This is a genomic window from Shewanella sp. Pdp11 (genome assembly GCF_002838165.1).
Lineage (GTDB): Bacteria > Pseudomonadota > Gammaproteobacteria > Enterobacterales > Shewanellaceae > Shewanella > Shewanella hafniensis.
This window is the reverse complement of the sequence record NZ_CP015194.1, coordinates 342,834-359,590: the sequence shown is the minus strand read 5'-3', so window position 1 is coordinate 359,590 and position 16,757 is coordinate 342,834. Positions and strand designations below refer to the sequence as shown.

At 46.5% G+C, this 16,757-nt stretch carries 22 protein-coding genes; all 22 read left to right on the top strand.

The features are described 5' to 3' along the window. The first annotated feature begins 6 nt into the window (after positions 1-6). On the top strand, positions 7-4,224 hold the full coding sequence (rpoC, locus tag AYJ58_RS01765) for a DNA-directed RNA polymerase subunit beta' (protein WP_106648462.1): 4,218 nt from the start codon (positions 7-9) through the stop codon (positions 4,222-4,224). A 179-nt stretch (positions 4,225-4,403) separates the two neighbouring features. Continuing rightward, positions 4,404-4,778 (top strand): 30S ribosomal protein S12, encoded by a 375-nt coding sequence (gene rpsL, locus AYJ58_RS01760; protein ID WP_006083605.1) that lies wholly within the window; start codon positions 4,404-4,406, stop codon positions 4,776-4,778. Between the two features lie 81 nt (positions 4,779-4,859). Next, positions 4,860-5,330: a 30S ribosomal protein S7 gene (rpsG, locus tag AYJ58_RS01755; RefSeq protein WP_011787570.1), complete on the top strand. Its 471-nt coding sequence runs from the start codon at positions 4,860-4,862 to the stop codon at positions 5,328-5,330. A 77-nt stretch (positions 5,331-5,407) separates the two neighbouring features. Continuing rightward, positions 5,408-7,504 carry an elongation factor G gene (gene fusA, locus AYJ58_RS01750; protein WP_106648461.1) on the top strand — a complete coding sequence of 699 codons (2,097 nt, stop codon included), beginning with the start codon at positions 5,408-5,410 and terminating at the stop codon, positions 7,502-7,504. 72 nt (positions 7,505-7,576) lie between these two features. After that, entirely contained in the window at positions 7,577-8,761 is a 1,185-nt protein-coding gene (gene tuf / locus AYJ58_RS01745) for an elongation factor Tu (RefSeq protein WP_106648460.1), read from the top strand. A gap of 334 nt (positions 8,762-9,095) precedes the next feature. Beyond that, positions 9,096-9,407 carry a 30S ribosomal protein S10 gene (rpsJ, locus tag AYJ58_RS01740; RefSeq protein WP_006083601.1) on the top strand — a complete coding sequence of 104 codons (312 nt, stop codon included), beginning with the start codon at positions 9,096-9,098 and terminating at the stop codon, positions 9,405-9,407. A gap of 30 nt (positions 9,408-9,437) precedes the next feature. Continuing rightward, a complete protein-coding gene (gene rplC, locus AYJ58_RS01735; RefSeq protein WP_006083600.1) occupies positions 9,438-10,076 on the top strand; it encodes a 50S ribosomal protein L3 in 639 nt (212 codons plus the stop codon). 17 nt (positions 10,077-10,093) lie between these two features. Next, positions 10,094-10,699, top strand: a complete 606-nt coding sequence (gene rplD, locus AYJ58_RS01730) for a 50S ribosomal protein L4 (RefSeq protein WP_006083599.1) — start codon at positions 10,094-10,096, stop codon at positions 10,697-10,699. Then, complete coding sequence (gene rplW / locus AYJ58_RS01725) at positions 10,699-11,001, top strand: 50S ribosomal protein L23 (protein ID WP_025008843.1); 303 nt, start codon at positions 10,699-10,701, stop codon at positions 10,999-11,001. Before rplD ends, rplW begins: the two co-directional genes overlap by 1 nt. Positions 11,002-11,017: 16 nt before the next feature. Continuing rightward, positions 11,018-11,842 (top strand): 50S ribosomal protein L2, encoded by an 825-nt coding sequence (gene rplB / locus AYJ58_RS01720; RefSeq protein ID WP_006083597.1) that lies wholly within the window; start codon positions 11,018-11,020, stop codon positions 11,840-11,842. A 14-nt stretch (positions 11,843-11,856) separates the two neighbouring features. Continuing rightward, positions 11,857-12,135 (top strand): 30S ribosomal protein S19, encoded by a 279-nt coding sequence (gene rpsS / locus AYJ58_RS01715; RefSeq protein WP_006083596.1) that lies wholly within the window; start codon positions 11,857-11,859, stop codon positions 12,133-12,135. Between the two features lie 15 nt (positions 12,136-12,150). Continuing rightward, positions 12,151-12,483 carry a 50S ribosomal protein L22 gene (gene rplV, locus AYJ58_RS01710; RefSeq protein WP_006083595.1) on the top strand — a complete coding sequence of 111 codons (333 nt, stop codon included), beginning with the start codon at positions 12,151-12,153 and terminating at the stop codon, positions 12,481-12,483. A gap of 9 nt (positions 12,484-12,492) precedes the next feature. Further along, positions 12,493-13,185: a 30S ribosomal protein S3 gene (gene rpsC, locus AYJ58_RS01705; protein WP_011787574.1), complete on the top strand. Its 693-nt coding sequence runs from the start codon at positions 12,493-12,495 to the stop codon at positions 13,183-13,185. A gap of 11 nt (positions 13,186-13,196) precedes the next feature. Beyond that, complete coding sequence (gene rplP, locus AYJ58_RS01700; RefSeq protein WP_006083593.1) at positions 13,197-13,607, top strand: 50S ribosomal protein L16; 411 nt, start codon at positions 13,197-13,199, stop codon at positions 13,605-13,607. Next, positions 13,607-13,798: a 50S ribosomal protein L29 gene (gene rpmC, locus AYJ58_RS01695; protein ID WP_006083592.1), complete on the top strand. Its 192-nt coding sequence runs from the start codon at positions 13,607-13,609 to the stop codon at positions 13,796-13,798. The genes rplP and rpmC overlap by 1 nt, the downstream gene beginning before the upstream one ends. Continuing rightward, positions 13,798-14,046, top strand: coding sequence for a 30S ribosomal protein S17 (gene rpsQ, locus AYJ58_RS01690; RefSeq protein ID WP_006083591.1), 249 nt, complete (start codon positions 13,798-13,800; stop codon positions 14,044-14,046). Before rpmC ends, rpsQ begins: the two co-directional genes overlap by 1 nt. Before the next feature lie 180 nt (positions 14,047-14,226). Continuing rightward, on the top strand, positions 14,227-14,595 hold the full coding sequence (gene rplN / locus AYJ58_RS01685) for a 50S ribosomal protein L14 (RefSeq protein ID WP_006083590.1): 369 nt from the start codon (positions 14,227-14,229) through the stop codon (positions 14,593-14,595). Positions 14,596-14,606: 11 nt separating this feature from the next. Beyond that, the gene (rplX, locus tag AYJ58_RS01680; RefSeq protein ID WP_006083589.1) at positions 14,607-14,921 is read left to right on the top strand and encodes a 50S ribosomal protein L24; all 315 of its coding nucleotides are present in this window, start codon (positions 14,607-14,609) and stop codon (positions 14,919-14,921) included. 12 nt (positions 14,922-14,933) lie between these two features. After that, entirely contained in the window at positions 14,934-15,473 is a 540-nt protein-coding gene (gene rplE, locus AYJ58_RS01675; RefSeq protein WP_006083588.1) for a 50S ribosomal protein L5, read from the top strand. Positions 15,474-15,483: 10 nt separating this feature from the next. Then, positions 15,484-15,789 (top strand): 30S ribosomal protein S14, encoded by a 306-nt coding sequence (gene rpsN / locus AYJ58_RS01670; protein ID WP_106648459.1) that lies wholly within the window; start codon positions 15,484-15,486, stop codon positions 15,787-15,789. A gap of 24 nt (positions 15,790-15,813) precedes the next feature. Continuing rightward, complete coding sequence (gene rpsH / locus AYJ58_RS01665; protein ID WP_106648458.1) at positions 15,814-16,206, top strand: 30S ribosomal protein S8; 393 nt, start codon at positions 15,814-15,816, stop codon at positions 16,204-16,206. 10 nt (positions 16,207-16,216) lie between these two features. Next, on the top strand, positions 16,217-16,750 hold the full coding sequence (gene rplF / locus AYJ58_RS01660; protein ID WP_106648457.1) for a 50S ribosomal protein L6: 534 nt from the start codon (positions 16,217-16,219) through the stop codon (positions 16,748-16,750). Positions 16,751-16,757 lie beyond the last annotated feature (7 nt).

The following is a 16,757-nucleotide window of genomic DNA, read 5'->3' as shown; positions in this document are numbered from 1 at the left end:
AGAAACGTGAAAGACTTATTAAAGTTTCTGAAACAGCAGAGCAAGACTGAAGAATTTAACGGCATCAAAATTGGTCTGGCATCGCCTGATCTGATCCGTTCTTGGTCTTTTGGTGAAGTTAAGAAGCCAGAAACCATCAACTACCGTACCTTCAAGCCTGAGCGTGAAGGTCTGTTCTGTGCGCGTATCTTTGGTCCAGTCAAAGATTATGAATGTTTGTGCGGTAAGTACAAACGTTTGAAGCACCGTGGTGTTATTTGTGAAAAGTGTGGCGTTGAAGTAACCCAAACTAAAGTACGTCGTGAGCGTATGGGTCACATCGAACTGGCTAGCCCAGTTGCGCACATTTGGTTCTTAAAATCACTACCGTCACGTATCGGCTTAATGCTGGATATGACGCTGCGTGATATCGAACGCGTACTGTATTTTGAATCATTTGTCGTGATCGAGCCTGGCATGACCAGCCTTGAGCGTGGCCAAATGCTGACAGAAGAAACTTATCTGGATGCATTAGAAGAATACGGTGATGAGTTCGAAGCTAAAATGGGTGCCGAAGCAGTACTTGAACTGTTACGTGCTATCGATTTAGCGAAAGAAATCGAACAAATGCGTGAAGAATTGCCTTCAATCAACTCTGAGACTCGTCGCAAGAAAGTGACTAAACGTCTTAAGTTGATGGAAGCATTCTACACTTCAGGCAACAAGCCTGAGTGGATGATCTTAAAAGTACTGCCTGTGTTGCCACCTGACTTACGTCCGTTGGTACCGCTCGATGGCGGCCGCTTCGCGACTTCAGATCTTAACGACCTGTATCGCCGCGTGATCAACCGTAACAACCGTTTGAAGCGTCTGTTAGATTTAGCTGCGCCAGACATTATCGTACGCAACGAAAAGCGTATGTTACAAGAGTCTGTTGATGCGCTATTAGATAACGGTCGTCGTGGTCGTGCTATTACCGGTTCTAACAAACGTCCTCTGAAATCTTTGGCCGATATGATCAAAGGTAAGCAAGGTCGTTTCCGTCAGAACTTATTGGGTAAGCGCGTCGACTATTCTGGTCGTTCGGTAATTACCGTAGGTCCAACTCTACGTCTGCACCAATGTGGTCTTCCTAAGAAGATGGCACTGGAACTGTTCAAGCCATTCATCTATGGCAAGCTGGAAGGTCGTGGCTTAGCAACTACTATCAAAGCCGCTAAGAAGATGGTTGAGCGTGAAGTGGCGGAAGTTTGGGACGTTCTGGATGAAGTGATCCGCGAACATCCAGTGATGCTCAACCGTGCACCAACACTGCACAGACTGGGTATTCAAGCGTTCGAACCAGTACTGATTGAAGGTAAAGCCATCCAGTTACACCCACTCGTTTGTGCGGCATACAACGCCGACTTCGACGGTGACCAAATGGCGGTACACGTACCGTTAACACTGGAAGCGCAGCTTGAAGCCCGTGCCCTGATGATGTCTACCAACAACATCCTGTCACCAGCTAACGGCGAGCCAGTAATCACTCCGTCTCAAGACGTGGTATTGGGTCTGTACTACACCAGCCGTGAGCGTATTAACGGCCGTGGTGAAGGTATGTACTTTATGTCTGTTGCTGAAGTTGAAAAAGCTTACGCAACTGGCGCTGCTGAACTGCATGCCCGCGTTAAAGTGCGTATCACTGAAACCATTCTTGGTGACGCAGGTGAACGTACTGAACAACGCCGTATCGTTGATACTACTGTGGGTCGTGCTCTGCTGTCATTGATTCTGCCAGCAGGTTTGTCATTTGATCTGGTTAACCAGAACATGGGCAAAAAGCAGATCTCTAAACTGTTGAACACCTGTTATCGTCAACTGGGTCTGAAAGATACTGTTATCTTCGCTGACCAATTGATGTATACCGGTTTCCGTTTTGCAACCATCTCTGGTGCCTCTGTCGGTATCGATGACATGGTTATTCCAGACGAGAAATACACCTTAGTTGCTGATGCAGAAGCGGAAGTTCTTGAAATTCAAGAGCAGTTCCAATCTGGTCTAGTTACAGCTGGTGAGCGTTACAACAAAGTTATCGATATCTGGGCAAGTGCCAACGAAAAAGTTTCTAAAGCTATGATGGAAAACCTGTCAACTGAGACAGTGATTAACCGTGATGGTGTTGAAGAGAAACAAGCCTCGTTTAACAGCATCTATATGATGGCTGACTCAGGCGCTCGTGGTAGTGCCGCACAGATCCGTCAGTTGGCGGGTATGCGTGGTCTGATGGCTAAGCCAGACGGCTCAATCATCGAAACGCCAATTACCGCTAACTTCCGTGAAGGTCTAAACGTACTCCAGTACTTTATTTCTACTCACGGTGCGCGTAAAGGTCTAGCCGATACGGCATTGAAGACAGCGAACTCGGGTTACCTGACTCGTCGTCTTGTAGACGTTGCACAAGATTTAGTGGTTATCGAAGACGATTGTGGTACTCACGAAGGTCTAACCATGAAACCGCTGATTGAAGGTGGTGATGTGGTTGAGCCGTTACGTGAACGCGTACTGGGTCGTGTGGTTGCGATTGATGTGTTCTATCCAGGCACTGAAGACGTACTCGCACCACGTAACACGCTACTCGACGAAGCATGGTGTGACAAGTTAGAAGAGCATTCAATCGACGAAGTGATTGTACGTTCTGTTATTTCTTGTGATACCGATTTCGGTGTGTGTGCAGCTTGTTACGGTCGTGACTTGGCTCGTGGTCATATTATTAACCACGGTGAAGCCATCGGTGTTGTGGCAGCACAATCTATCGGTGAACCAGGTACACAGTTAACGATGCGTACGTTCCACATCGGTGGTGCGGCATCTAGAGCGTCTGCAGAAAATAATGTCCAAGTGAAAAACTCGGGTTCATTGAAACTGCATAATGCTAAGCATGTTACTAACAGTGACGGCAAACTGGTTATCGTTTCTCGTTCTTCTGAACTGGCCGTTATTGACGAGCTGGGTCGTGAGAAAGAGCGTTATAAAGTGCCATACGGTACTGTGCTCGAGAAGCTAGAAGAAGCCGCTGTTGAAGCGGGCGATGTTATCGCTAACTGGGATCCACATACTCACCCAATCATTTCTGAAGTGGCGGGTAGTATCAAGTTCGTAGACATGATTGACGGTGTTACTATGACACGTCAAACAGACGAACTAACGGGTCTGTCATCAATCGTGATCCTTGACGTTGGTCAGCGTGGTACTGCGGGTAAAGAAATGCGCCCAATGATCCGTCTGCTTGGCGCTAATGGTAGCGATTTAATGATCCCAGGTACTGAAGTACCTGCACAGTACTTCTTACCAGGTAGTGCGATCGTTAACTTAGAAGATAACGCGCAAATCAACGTGGGTGACGCTTTAGCTCGTATTCCTCAGGAATCGTCTAAAACACGCGACATCACCGGTGGTCTGCCACGCGTTGCTGACTTGTTCGAAGCGCGTAAGCCAAAAGAGCCTGCAATTCTGGCGGAAATCTCTGGTACTATCTCGTTTGGTAAAGAGACCAAAGGTAAGCGTCGTTTGGTGATTACACCTGCTGATGGCGGCGATCATTATGAAGAGATGATCCCTAAGTGGCGTAACTTAAACGTGTTCGAAGGTGAAAAAGTCGAACGTGGTGAAGTTATCGCTGACGGTCCAGAAGCGGCACACGACATTCTGCGTCTTCGTGGTATCCACAACGTAGCTAACTACATTGTGAATGAAGTACAAGACGTTTACCGTCTGCAAGGCGTGAAGATCAACGATAAGCATATCGAAGTGATCATCCGTCAGATGCTGCGTAAGTGTCTTATCACTTCTGCCGGTGACACTGAGTTCCTTGAAGGGGAACAAGCTGAAGTGTCACGCGTTAAGATCGCTAACCGCGAACTGATCGCCCAAGGTAAAGTGCCTGCGACCTTTGAACGTGAACTACTGGGTATTACTAAAGCATCTCTGGCAACAGAATCCTTTATCTCAGCAGCATCGTTCCAAGAAACCACGCGCGTACTGACCGAAGCTGCCGTAGGTGGTAAGAGCGATCAATTACGTGGTCTGAAAGAAAACGTTATCGTTGGCCGACTGATCCCAGCCGGTACCGGTTACGCTTATCACAAGACTCGTAATGAAGCGCGTGCGAAGAAAAACGAACCTGTAGTAGTGAATAAGATCACTGCAAGTGAAGCCGAACAGAACTTGGCCGATCTCTTAAACCTGGCTGGTAGCCAAGATTAAGTAATCAGTTTGTTATAAAAAGGCGCCTATGGCGCCTTTTTTCTTGGAATATGCCGCAAAAGTTGGCTATTTCTTGACAGTCAGGCATTACCTTTCTAAAATTCCGCGTCCCACCATTGTGGGATATAGATTTTTCACACCTTATCGTTGAGTTTGATTCAACTGACTCGGAGCTATACATGGCAACTGTAAACCAGTTGGTACGTAAGCCACGCGCGCCAAAAGTCGACAAGACTAATGTGCCTGCGTTGAATGCGTGCCCGCAAAAACGTGGTGTTTGTACACGTGTGTACACAACTACCCCTAAAAAACCAAACTCTGCACTACGTAAAGTAGCTCGTGTGCGTCTAACTAACGGTTTCGAAGTAACTTCGTACATCGGCGGTGAAGGCCACAACCTGCAGGAACATAGCGTGATCTTAATCCGTGGTGGTCGTGTTAAAGACTTACCAGGTGTGCGTTATCACACTATTCGTGGCGCATTAGACTGTGCAGGCGTGACTTCACGTCGCCAAAGCCGTTCTAAATACGGTGCTAAGCGTCCTAAGTCTTAACTTATCCGTTAAGTAAGGCCAAGCTAGTTTTATTTTGAGAATTCCAGTTTTGGAAATCCCTGAAGCATACGGAGAATTGTTATGCCAAGACGTCGCGTTGTAGGACAACGTAAAATCCTACCAGATCCAAAGTTTCACAGTGAGTTGCTGGCTAAGTTCATCAACGTCATTATGCAAGACGGCAAAAAGTCGACTGCAGAAAAAATTATTTACAAGGCACTAGATGTTGTCGCTGAAAAGAAAAGCGAAAACCATTTAGTTATCCTTGAAGCAGCCCTGGACAACGTTCGCCCATCAGTCGAAGTTAAATCTCGTCGCGTTGGTGGTTCTACGTACCAGGTACCATGTGAAGTTCGTCCTGTGCGTCGTAACGCACTGGCGATGCGCTGGTTAGTTGAAGCTGCTCGTAAGCGTGGTGAAAAATCTATGGCTTTACGTCTAGCAGGTGAAATGCTGGATGCGTCTGAAAACAAAGGTACTGCTGTTAAGAAGCGTGAAGACGTGCATCGCATGGCTGAAGCTAACAAAGCCTTTGCTCATTACCGTTGGTAATATGATGGTGTGGGCTTAGGCCCACACCATGTTGTTGATATTGCCAAGACCTAGGTCTTGGTGGAGAGGGTATAATAGTGGCTCGTACAACCCCAATTGAGCGTTATCGTAATATCGGTATTTGTGCTCATGTTGACGCAGGTAAAACCACCACAACAGAACGTGTTCTGTTCTATACCGGTTTGTCTCATAAAATCGGTGAGGTGCATGACGGCGCCGCTACCACAGACTGGATGGTTCAAGAGCAAGAGCGTGGTATCACTATCACCTCGGCTGCGGTAACCACATTCTGGCGTGGTATGGATGCTCAATTCACTGAACACCGCATCAATATCATCGATACCCCTGGTCACGTTGACTTTACTATTGAAGTTGAACGGTCTCTGCGTGTCCTCGACGGCGCTGTTGTCGTTTTCTGTGGTTCATCTGGTGTTGAACCACAGTCAGAAACAGTGTGGCGTCAAGCTGATAAATACCGCGTTCCACGCTTAGTATTTGTCAACAAAATGGACCGTGCAGGTGCTGACTTTGAACGTGTAGTGAAGCAAATTAGAACTCGTCTTGGAGCCACTTGTGTGCCTATTCAATTGAATATTGGCGCAGAAGAAAACTTCAAAGGTGTGATCGACTTAATTAAGATGAAAGCTATTAACTGGAATGAATCAGACCAGGGTATGACTTTCACTCATGAGGAGATCCCTGCAGAGTTAGCGGCTAAAGCGGCTGAAATGCATGAGTATCTAGTTGAAGTAGCAGCAGAATCTTCGGATGAACTGATGGATAAGTACCTTGAAGAAGGCACGCTATCAGAAGACGAGATTAAAAAGGCGTTACGTCAGCGTACTATAAATAATGAAATCGTTTTAGCGACTTGTGGTTCTGCATTCAAGAACAAAGGCGTTCAAGCGGTACTTGATGCGGTTATTGAATTCTTGCCTGCGCCAATTGATGTGCCTCCAATCAAGGGCATCGATGAGAACGAGCAAGAAGTAGAACGCCCATCAGATGACAATGCACCTTTCGCTGCATTGGCATTTAAGATTGCTACAGATCCATTCGTAGGAACTTTGACCTTTATTCGCGTGTACTCAGGCGTACTAGAATCAGGTTCAGGTGTTTACAACTCTGTTAAACAGAAGCGTGAACGCGTAGGTCGTATGGTGCAAATGCATGCAAACGATCGCACTGAATTGAAAGAAGTGCGTGCCGGTGATATCGCAGCGGCTATTGGTCTAAAAGAGGTGACTACGGGGGACACGCTTTGTGATAACGATCATAGAGTGATCTTGGAACGTATGGAGTTCCCAGAGCCAGTAATTACCATTGCCGTTGAGCCTAAGTCAAAAGCCGACCAAGATAAAATGGGTATCGCGTTGCAAAAGCTTGCAGCGGAAGATCCATCATTCCGAGTTGAAACTGACGAAGAATCATCACAAACTCTGATTTCGGGTATGGGTGAGTTACACTTAGACATCATCGTTGACCGTATGCGTCGCGAATTTGGTGTTGAATGTAACGTAGGTAAGCCACAAGTGGCGTACCGCGAAACTATCCGAGCGTCAGTAGAAGCTGAAGGTAAATTTGTACGCCAATCAGGTGGTCGTGGACAATTCGGTCACGTTTGGTTAAAACTAGAGCCTAATGAAGAAGGCGCTGGTTACGAATTTGTCAATGCAGTTGTGGGAGGTGTGATTCCTCGTGAATTCATTCCTGCGGTTGATAAAGGTATCCAAGAACAGATGAAGAATGGCGTTCTCGCTGGCTTCCCTGTGTTGGACGTGAAGGTCACTCTATTCGACGGTTCATATCATGATGTGGACTCGAATGAAATGGCGTTCAAAATTGCAGGTTCTATGGGCTTCAAAAAGGGTGCGCTTGAAGCAAACCCTGCGTTGCTCGAACCTTGCATGAAAGTTGAAGTAACTACCCCTGAAAATTATATGGGTGACGTCGTTGGTGATTTAAACCGTCGTCGTGGCTTGATTGAGGGGATGGATGATGGCTTTGGTGGCATCAAAATAGTCCATGCTGTAGTGCCTCTTTCTGAAATGTTTGGTTACGCAACTGATTTGCGCTCTGCTACTCAGGGACGCGCTTCATACTCTATGGAGTTCTTGAAGTACTCTGATGCACCGCAAAACATTGCAAAAGCGATTATTGAATCTCGTAGCTAATATCCAGTTACGACATAAATGTTATTATGGTCCAGCACTGACTGGACTATTCTGAAAAGAAAGGAATATATCGTGGCAAAAGCTAAATTTGAACGTATTAAGCCTCACGTAAACGTGGGCACCATTGGTCACGTTGACCATGGTAAAACCACACTGACTGCAGCTATCTCTCACGTACTGGCTAAGACCTACGGTGGCGAAGCTAAAGACTTCTCTCAAATCGATAACGCTCCAGAAGAGCGTGAGCGCGGTATTACCATCAATACCTCTCACATCGAATATGACACGCCTTCACGTCACTACGCACACGTAGACTGCCCAGGCCATGCTGACTATGTTAAAAACATGATCACTGGTGCTGCACAGATGGACGGCGCGATTTTAGTAGTAGCTTCAACAGACGGTCCAATGCCACAGACTCGTGAGCACATCCTGCTTTCTCGTCAGGTTGGCGTACCTTTCATCATCGTGTTCATGAACAAATGTGACATGGTAGATGACGAAGAATTACTGGAATTAGTAGAAATGGAAGTGCGTGAACTTCTGTCAGAATACGATTTCCCAGGTGATGACTTACCAGTAATCCAAGGTTCAGCTCTGAAGGCCCTAGAAGGTCAACCAGAGTGGGAAGCTAAGATTATCGAACTTGCTGAAGCTCTGGATTCTTACATTCCAGAACCACAACGTGACATCGACAAGCCGTTCCTACTGCCAATCGAAGACGTATTCTCAATCTCTGGCCGTGGTACAGTAGTAACTGGTCGTGTTGAGCGTGGTATTGTTAAAGTGGGTGACGAAGTTGAAATCGTTGGTGTTCGCACTACGACTAAAACAACGTGTACTGGCGTAGAAATGTTCCGTAAACTGCTTGACGAAGGTCGTGCAGGCGAGAACTGTGGTGTGTTATTACGTGGTACTAAGCGTGATGACGTAGAACGTGGTCAAGTATTGGCTAAACCAGGTTCAATCAACCCACACACCACTTTTGAATCAGAAGTTTATGTTCTGTCAAAAGAAGAAGGTGGACGTCACACTCCATTCTTCAAAGGTTACCGTCCACAGTTCTACTTCCGTACAACTGACGTAACCGGTACTATCGAACTGCCAGAAGGCGTAGAGATGGTAATGCCTGGCGACAACATCAAAATGGTAGTGACTCTGATTTGCCCAATCGCGATGGACGAAGGTTTACGCTTCGCAATCCGTGAAGGTGGTCGTACAGTTGGTGCTGGTGTAGTAGCTAAAATCATCGCTTAATCGCGACAGAGATTAGTTTGAAAAGGAAGCTTCGGCTTCCTTTTTTGTTTTAGGGCTAGTTTTATCTACAGATTTGTGTAAAATGCTCGCCACTCTGAAGTTGAATAGTTATTTGATGACTATTTACACAGCGGGCTTGATATCCGGATTTAGATAGGTATAATGGCCCCCTCGTCGACTTAGGTTGGCGAATTAAATGATTAGTCGCTGAAGTTAATCATTATCATAGCGGCTCCGATTGGGAGTCGAACGGTTAAATCATCTCGCTCTGCTTTTCTATATAGAAGAAGCTAGAGGGTGATTTTTTATATGTCCATTTTAGGAGCTCTGGTCAATGCAGAACCAAAGAATCCGTATCCGCTTAAAGGGATTTGATCATCGCTTAATTGATCAGTCTACAGCGGAAATCGTTGAAACTGCTAAGCGTACAGGTGCGCAGGTTCGTGGTCCAATTCCACTACCTACTCGCAAAGAGCGTTATACCATTTTGATCTCTCCGCACGTTAATAAAGATGCTCGTGACCAGTACGAATTACGTACACACAAGCGCCTGGTTGACATCGTAGAGCCAACTGAAAAGACTGTTGACGCGTTAATGCGTTTAGATCTTGCGGCTGGTGTCGACGTACAGATTAGCTTGGGTTAATTGAGATCCTAGTAAGAAGAGGTTTGAGAGATGGCTATCGGTCTTATTGGTCGTAAAGTTGGTATGACTCGCATCTTCACTGAAGATGGTGTTTCAATACCAGTTACTGTAATTGAAGTTGCAGGCAACCGTGTTACTCAAGTGAAAACTTTAGAAACTGACGGCTACCGTGCACTTCAAGTTACAACTGGCACCAAAAAAGCCAATCGCATCACTAAACCAGAAGCAGGTCACTTTGCCAAGAGCGGTGTTGAAGCCGGTCGTGGTTTGTGGGAAATGCGTTTGGTAGACGGTGAAGGCGAGGGCATTGAAGTTGGTGCTGAGCTAAATGTTGATATTTTCGCAGACGTAGCGAAAGTAGATGTTACTGGTCAATCAAAAGGTAAAGGCTTCCAAGGCGGTGTTAAGCGTTGGAACTTCCGTACTCAAGATATGACTCACGGTAACTCTTTGTCGCACCGCTCGAATGGTTCTATCGGTCAGAACCAAACGCCTGGTCGCGTATTCAAAGGCAAAAAAATGTCAGGCCATATGGGTGCCGAGCGTGTTACTACTCAAAATCTAGTTGTAGTTCGTGTAGATGTTGAGCGTAACCTGCTACTAGTCCGTGGCGCTGTTCCTGGCGCTACCAATGGCGACTTGATTATCAAGCCTGCCGTTAAAGCTTAAGGTCTGAGGAGATAGTAATGGAATTGGTATTGAAAGACGCGCAAAGCGCTCTTGAAGTTTCCGAAACTACCTTCGGCCGTGACTTTAACGAGGCACTGGTTCATCAGGTAGTTGTAGCATACGCTGCAAACGCGCGTCAGGGCACTCGTGCTCAAAAGACTCGTGCGGAAGTAACTGGCTCAGGCAAAAAGCCTTGGCGCCAAAAAGGAACTGGCCGTGCTCGTGCTGGTTCTGTTAAAGGCCCAATCTGGCGTGGCGGTGGCGTAACATTCGCTGCTAAAACCCAAGATCATAGCCAAAAAGTTAACAAAAAGATGTACCGCGGCGCGCTGAAAAGCATTCTGTCTGAATTGGTACGTCAAGAGCGTCTGGTTGTTGTTGAATCTTTCGGTGTTGAAGCTCCTAAAACTAAAGAGCTGAAAGCTAAATTGAAAGCAATGAACCTTGAAGACGTTCTGATTGTGACTGCAGAAGTTGATGAGAACTTATTCTTAGCAGCTCGTAACCTGTACAAAGTTGACGTTCGTGACGTAGCGGGTCTTGACCCAGTTAGTCTGATCGCGTTCAACACTGTGCTTGTGACTGCTGACGCAGTGAAGCAAATCGAGGAGATGCTAGCATGATGATCCGCGAAGAACGTTTGCTAAAAGTTATTCTCGCTCCACACATCTCTGAAAAGAGCACTGTGAACGCTGAGAAGCACAACACTGTTGTTTTCCGCGTAGCTATCGATGCAACTAAAGCTGAAATTAAAGCTGCTGTTGCTAAGCTATTTGAAGTTGAAGTTGATTCAGTTCGCACTTTAGTAAGCAAAGGCAAAACTAAACGCACTGGTGGCCGTACTGGTCGTCGTAGCGATTGGAAAAAAGCCTATGTAACTCTAGCTGCTGGTGCTGACATCGATTTCGTCGGCGGCGCTGAGTAAGCAAAGGAGAATTATCATGGCAGTTATTAAGTGTAAGCCAACCTCTCCAGGTCGTCGCCACGTAGTTAAAGTGGTGAACACTGACCTGCATAAGGGTAAACCCTTTGCTGGCCTGTTGGCGAAAAAATCTAAAAGTGGTGGCCGTAACAATACTGGCCGTATCACTGTCCGTCACGTAGGTGGTGGTCATAAGCAGCATTATCGTCTAATCGACTTCAAACGCGATAAAGATGGTATCCCTGCAAAGATTGAGCGTCTGGAATACGATCCAAACCGTACAGCTAACATCGCGTTAGTATTGTATGCGGATGGTGAGCGTCGTTATATTCTTGCTGCCAAAGGCATGCAAGCTGGCGATAAGATCCAGTCTGGTGTTGCTGCCGAGATCAAAACCGGTAACGCTATGCCACTGCGCAACATCCCAGTAGGTTCTGTAGTTCACGCTGTTGAAATGAAGCCTGGTAAAGGTGCTCAGATCGCTCGTTCTGCAGGGGCTTATGTACAAGTTGTTGCTCGTGATGGCGCATATGCCACTCTACGTCTTCGCTCAGGCGAAATGCGTAAAGTGCCAGTTGATTGCCGCGCGACATTTGGTGAAGTTGGTAATGCCGAACACATGCTACGCCAGTTAGGTAAAGCAGGTGCTAAGCGCTGGAGAGGCATACGTCCTACAGTTCGCGGTGTTGCAATGAACCCAGTAGACCATCCACACGGTGGTGGTGAAGGCCGTACTTCTGGTGGTCGTCACCCAGTGACTCCATGGGGTGTGCCAACTAAGGGTTATAAAACTCGTAGTAACAAGCGCACTGACAAGTACATCGTACGTCGTCGTAATAAATAGTAAGAGGATTCGCCATGCCACGTTCTCTCAAGAAAGGTCCCTTCATTGACCTGCACTTGCTGAAGAAGGTAGAGAAAGCGATGGAAGCCGGTGACAAAAAGCCTATTAAGACTTGGTCACGTCGCTCTATGATCATTCCAAATATGATTGGTTTGACCATCGCTGTCCATAATGGTCGTCAGCACGTTCCTGTGTTCGTAACTGACGAAATGATCGGCCACAAACTTGGTGAATTTTCACCAACTCGCACTTATCGTGGCCATGCCGCTGATAAGAAAGCGAAGAAGCGTTAATACGGGAGGAATAAGATGGAAGTTTTAGCTAAACATCGTTTTGCCCGTACGTCTGCGCAGAAGGCCCGTCTGGTTGCTGATCAAATTCGTGGTTTGCCTGTTGCTAAGGCACTCGAAATTTTGACTTTCAGCCCCAAGAAAGCCGCCGTACTGGTTAAAAAAGTACTTGACTCAGCTATCGCAAACGCCGAACACAACGAAGGCGCGGATATTGATGAGCTTAAAGTAGGAGCCGTCTTCGTAGATGAAGGCCCAACTATGAAGCGTATCATGCCACGTGCTAAAGGCCGCGCTGATCGTATCATGAAGCGTACCAGCCACATTACTGTGGTTGTATCAGATCGCTAGGAGAGAGCAATGGGACAGAAAGTACATCCTAATGGTATCCGTCTGGGTATCACCAAGCCTTGGATCTCTACCTGGTACGCAGATAAATCAGATTACGCAAATAATCTGAACAGCGACTGGGAAGTGCGTAAGTTTCTTGTAGAGAAATTACAAGCTGCTTCAGTATCTAAGATTGTTATCGAACGTCCAGCGAAAAGCATCCGCGTTACGATTCACACTGCCCGTCCAGGTGTTGTGATTGGTAAGAAAGGTGAAGACGTTGAAGTATTGCGTGCTGCAGTGTCAAAACTTGCTGGCACTCCTGCTCAAATTAACATCGCTGAGATCCGTAAACCTGAGCTAGATGCCAAGTTAGTTGCTGATTCAATTGCACAGCAATTAGAGCGTCGTGTTATGTTCCGTCGTGCTATGAAGCGCGCAGTTCAAAACGCAATGCGTATTGGTGCTCAAGGTATCAAAGTACAAGTTAGTGGCCGTTTAGGCGGAGCTGAGATTGCGCGTGATGAGTGGTATCGTGAAGGTCGTGTACCTTTACATACTTTGCGTGCTGATATCGACTATTCTACATCTGAAAGTCACACCCAATACGGTGTGATTGGCGTTAAAGTTTGGATCTTCAAAGGTGAAGTTCTAGATGGAATGCTGCCACAGATTGAAGAACCGAAGCAGCAGCAACCTAAGCGCAAGCCTCGTGGTAAATAGGAGAGCCGGCAATGCTGCAACCTAAACGTATGAAGTTTCGCAAGATGTTCAAAGGCCGCAACCGCGGTCTGGCGAACGGTACCGAAGTTAGCTTTGGTACTTTTGGTCTGAAAGCAGTCGGCCGTGGCCGTTTAACTGCGCGTCAGATCGAATCTGCACGTCGTGCCATGACACGTCACATTAAGCGTCAGGGACAAATTTGGATTCGAGTTTTCCCGGACAAACCGATTACCTCTAAGCCTCTCGAAGTGCGTATGGGTAAAGGTAAGGGTAACGTTGAATACTGGGTATGTCAGATTCAACCTGGTAAGGTTCTTTATGAGATGAATGGTGTTTCTGAAGTGATCGCTCGTGAAGCGTTTGCTTTAGCTGCTGCCAAGCTTCCAATTAAGACTACCTTCGTAACTAAGACGGTGATGTAATGAAAGCGAGCGAACTGAGAGAAAAGAGCGTTGAAGAACTGAACGCTGAACTACTTGGTCTGCTGCGTGAGCAGTTCAACCTGCGTATGCAACACGCCACTGGTCAGTTGACTCAGACTAATCAACTGAAATTAGTGCGCCGTAATATTGCGCGCGTTAAGACCATTATTACTTCTAAGGCGGGTGCATAATGTCTGATAAAATCCGTACTTTGCAGGGTCGTGTAACTAGCAACAAAATGGACAAGTCCATTACTGTAGCTATCGAACGCCAAGTGAAACACCCAATCTATGGGAAATACATTAAGCGTACGACTAAGATCCATGCACATGACGAAACTAATCAGTGCAATGAAGGCGATTTAGTAGCGATTCGCGAATGTCGTCCTTTGTCTAAGACTAAGTCTTGGACCCTGGTTGAAGTAGTATCAAAGGCCTAAGTTAATTAGGTATTTAGGTAAACGGCTCCAGAATGTGGGGCCGTTTGTTTTTTAATACTATACATTCCACTTTTATGGTGTTATATTTGCGCGCCATTTTTGACTAAATTAATAGCAAAAATGAGTGTTTTTATTGTCCCATAGTGGGAATTGTGTAGTAACGATAGCGGAGCACTTAAAATGATCCAAATGCAATCGACTCTTGACGTTGCTTGTAACAGCGGCGCACGCAGAGTTCAGTGTATTAAGGTCTTGGGTGGCTCTCATCGTCGTTATGCCGGTATCGGCGACATCATCAAAGTTTCTGTTAAAGAAGCGATTCCTCGCGCTAAAGCGAAGAAAGGCGATGTGTATAACGCGGTGGTAGTCCGTACTAAGAAAGGCGTACGTCGTCCAGACGGTTCTGTCATTCGCTTCGATCGGAATGCAGCTGTTCTTTTGAACAACAACCTGCAGCCGATTGGTACTCGTATCTTTGGACCAGTGACACGTGAATTGCGTAATGAGCAATTTATGAAAATTGTCTCGCTGGCACCAGAAGTACTGTAAGGAGCTTCAAAATGGCAGCTAAAATACGTCGTGAAGACGAAGTGATTGTATTAGCAGGTAAAGACAAGGGTAAACGTGCAAAAGTTTCTCAAGTCCTTCCTACTGGTAAATTGATTGTTGAAGGCATCAATCTTGTCAAAAAACACCAAAAGCCAAACCCACAATTGGGCGTAGCTGGCGGTATTGTTGAGAAAGAAGCACCGATACAAGCATCAAATGTAGCGATTTTCAACTCTGCCACTGGCAAAGCTGATCGCGTTGGTTTCCGCTTTGAAGACGGCAAAAAAGTTCGTTTCTTCAAATCGAACAGTGAACTCGTTAAGTAATTGGAGTAAACGATGGCGAAACTGCATGATAAATACCAAGAGACTGTTGTCGCTGAACTTGCTAAAAAGTTCGGTTATACCAGTGTCATGCAAGTCCCTCGGATTGAGAAAATCACCCTGAACATGGGTGTTGGCGAAGCTGTTGCAGACAAGAAAATCATGGACCATGCTGTCCGTGATATGACTGCAATCGCTGGTCAAAAGCCAGTAGTGACTGTTGCTCGTAAGTCAGTTGCTGGTTTTAAAATCCGTGAAGGCTACCCTATTGGCTGTAAAGTGACCCTACGCGGTGAGCGTATGTGGGAATTCTTAGAGCGTTTAGTCGATATCGCAATCCCACGTATTCGTGACTTCCGTGGCTTAAGCGCTAAAGCGTTTGACGGCCGTGGTAACTACGCAATGGGCGTGCGTGAGCAGATCATCTTCCCAGAAATCGATTACGATAAAATCGATAAGATTCGTGGTATGGATATTGTTATCACTACTACTGCGAAGAATGATGAAGAAGGTCGTGCTTTGTTAGACGCTTTTAACTTCCCATTCAAGAAATAAGGGTAGCGTAATGGCAAAAACATCAATGAAAGCACGTGAAGTTAAACGTGCACAGCTCGTGGCCAAGTACGCTGAAAAGCGTGCGGCTCTTAAGACTATCATTGCAAGTCCAGCTTCTTCTGACGAAGACCGTTGGGATGCAGTACTTAAGTTGCAAGCTCTACCACGTGATTCCAGCGCTGCGCGTCAACGCAATCGTTGTAATCAAACTGGTCGCCCTCATGGCTTCTTACGTAAATTCGGCTTAAGCCGTATCAAATTACGTGAAGCAACCATGCGTGGTGAAGTTCCTGGCCTGCGTAAGGCCAGCTGGTAAGCACTTGTCACGGAGTAAGCTAATATGAGCATGCAAGATCCTATTGCGGATATGTTAACCCGTATTCGTAACGGCCAAGCTGCTAACCACGTATCGGTGAAGATGCCTTCTGCTAAGTTGAAAGTCGCTATTGCGAAACTGCTTAAAGAAGAAGGTTACATCGCTGATTACGCCGTAGCAGATGAAGCCAAGCCTGAACTGGAAGTTACTTTAAAGTATTTCCAAGGCCAACCAGTCGTTGAGACTATCCAGCGTGTAAGTCGCCCTGGTCTTCGTATTTACAAAGGTAAAAACGAACTTCCAAAGGTGATGGGCGGTCTGGGTGTCGCAATTGTGTCCACTTCTAAAGGCTTGATGACTGATCGTGCCGCCCGCCTTGCAGGCATGGGTGGCGAGGTTATCTGCTACGTAGCTTAAGGAGCTAGGAATGTCTCGTGTAGCAAAAGCACCAGTATCTATTCCAGCTGGCGTAGAGGTGACCTTGAACGAACAGACTCTTACCGTCAAAGGCGGAAAAGGTAGTCTGACTCGAGTGATCAACAATGCGGTCAATGTTGTTATTGAAGCTGGCGTAGTTAAGTTCCTCCCTGTTGAAGGCGTTGTTAACGCTTGGGCACAGGCTGGTACAACTCGTGCATTAGTAAACAACATGGTTGTTGGTGTATCTCAAGGTTTTGAGCGTAAGTTAAAGTTAGTTGGCGTTGGTTACCGTGCGAAACTCGTCGGTTCTGATATTGACCTGACTTTAGGTTTCTCTCATCCGTTAGTACACAAACTGCCCGCAGGCGTTACTGCAGAGTGTCCTAGCCAAACTGATATCGTCCTACGTGGCGTTGATAAACAGTTAATTGGCCAAGTCGCTGCTGAGATTCGCGGATACCGTCCACCAGAGCCATACAAAGGCAAGGGTGTTCGCTATGACGACGAAGTAGTACGCCGTAAAGAGGCTAAGAAGAAGTAGGTAACGC

Excerpts from the sequence above, each read along its gene's own strand:
- rpsL (WP_006083605.1), top strand. The coding sequence starts at position 4,404 with ATGGCAACTGTAAACCAGTTGGTACGTAAGCCACGCGCGCCAAAAGTC.
- rpsG (WP_011787570.1), top strand. The coding sequence starts at position 4,860 with ATGCCAAGACGTCGCGTTGTAGGACAACGTAAAATCCTACCAGATCCA.
- rpsJ (WP_006083601.1), top strand. The coding sequence starts at position 9,096 with ATGCAGAACCAAAGAATCCGTATCCGCTTAAAGGGATTTGATCATCGC.
- rplC (WP_006083600.1), top strand. The coding sequence starts at position 9,438 with ATGGCTATCGGTCTTATTGGTCGTAAAGTTGGTATGACTCGCATCTTC.
- rplD (WP_006083599.1), top strand. The coding sequence starts at position 10,094 with ATGGAATTGGTATTGAAAGACGCGCAAAGCGCTCTTGAAGTTTCCGAA.
- rplW (WP_025008843.1), top strand. The coding sequence starts at position 10,699 with ATGATCCGCGAAGAACGTTTGCTAAAAGTTATTCTCGCTCCACACATC.
- rplB (WP_006083597.1), top strand. The coding sequence starts at position 11,018 with ATGGCAGTTATTAAGTGTAAGCCAACCTCTCCAGGTCGTCGCCACGTA.
- rpsS (WP_006083596.1), top strand. The coding sequence starts at position 11,857 with ATGCCACGTTCTCTCAAGAAAGGTCCCTTCATTGACCTGCACTTGCTG.
- rplV (WP_006083595.1), top strand. The coding sequence starts at position 12,151 with ATGGAAGTTTTAGCTAAACATCGTTTTGCCCGTACGTCTGCGCAGAAG.
- rpsC (WP_011787574.1), top strand. The coding sequence starts at position 12,493 with ATGGGACAGAAAGTACATCCTAATGGTATCCGTCTGGGTATCACCAAG.
- rplP (WP_006083593.1), top strand. The coding sequence starts at position 13,197 with ATGCTGCAACCTAAACGTATGAAGTTTCGCAAGATGTTCAAAGGCCGC.
- rpmC (WP_006083592.1), top strand. The coding sequence starts at position 13,607 with ATGAAAGCGAGCGAACTGAGAGAAAAGAGCGTTGAAGAACTGAACGCT.
- rpsQ (WP_006083591.1), top strand. The coding sequence starts at position 13,798 with ATGTCTGATAAAATCCGTACTTTGCAGGGTCGTGTAACTAGCAACAAA.
- rplN (WP_006083590.1), top strand. The coding sequence starts at position 14,227 with ATGATCCAAATGCAATCGACTCTTGACGTTGCTTGTAACAGCGGCGCA.
- rplX (WP_006083589.1), top strand. The coding sequence starts at position 14,607 with ATGGCAGCTAAAATACGTCGTGAAGACGAAGTGATTGTATTAGCAGGT.
- rplE (WP_006083588.1), top strand. The coding sequence starts at position 14,934 with ATGGCGAAACTGCATGATAAATACCAAGAGACTGTTGTCGCTGAACTT.
- rpsN (WP_106648459.1), top strand. The coding sequence starts at position 15,484 with ATGGCAAAAACATCAATGAAAGCACGTGAAGTTAAACGTGCACAGCTC.
- rpsH (WP_106648458.1), top strand. The coding sequence starts at position 15,814 with ATGAGCATGCAAGATCCTATTGCGGATATGTTAACCCGTATTCGTAAC.
- rplF (WP_106648457.1), top strand. The coding sequence starts at position 16,217 with ATGTCTCGTGTAGCAAAAGCACCAGTATCTATTCCAGCTGGCGTAGAG.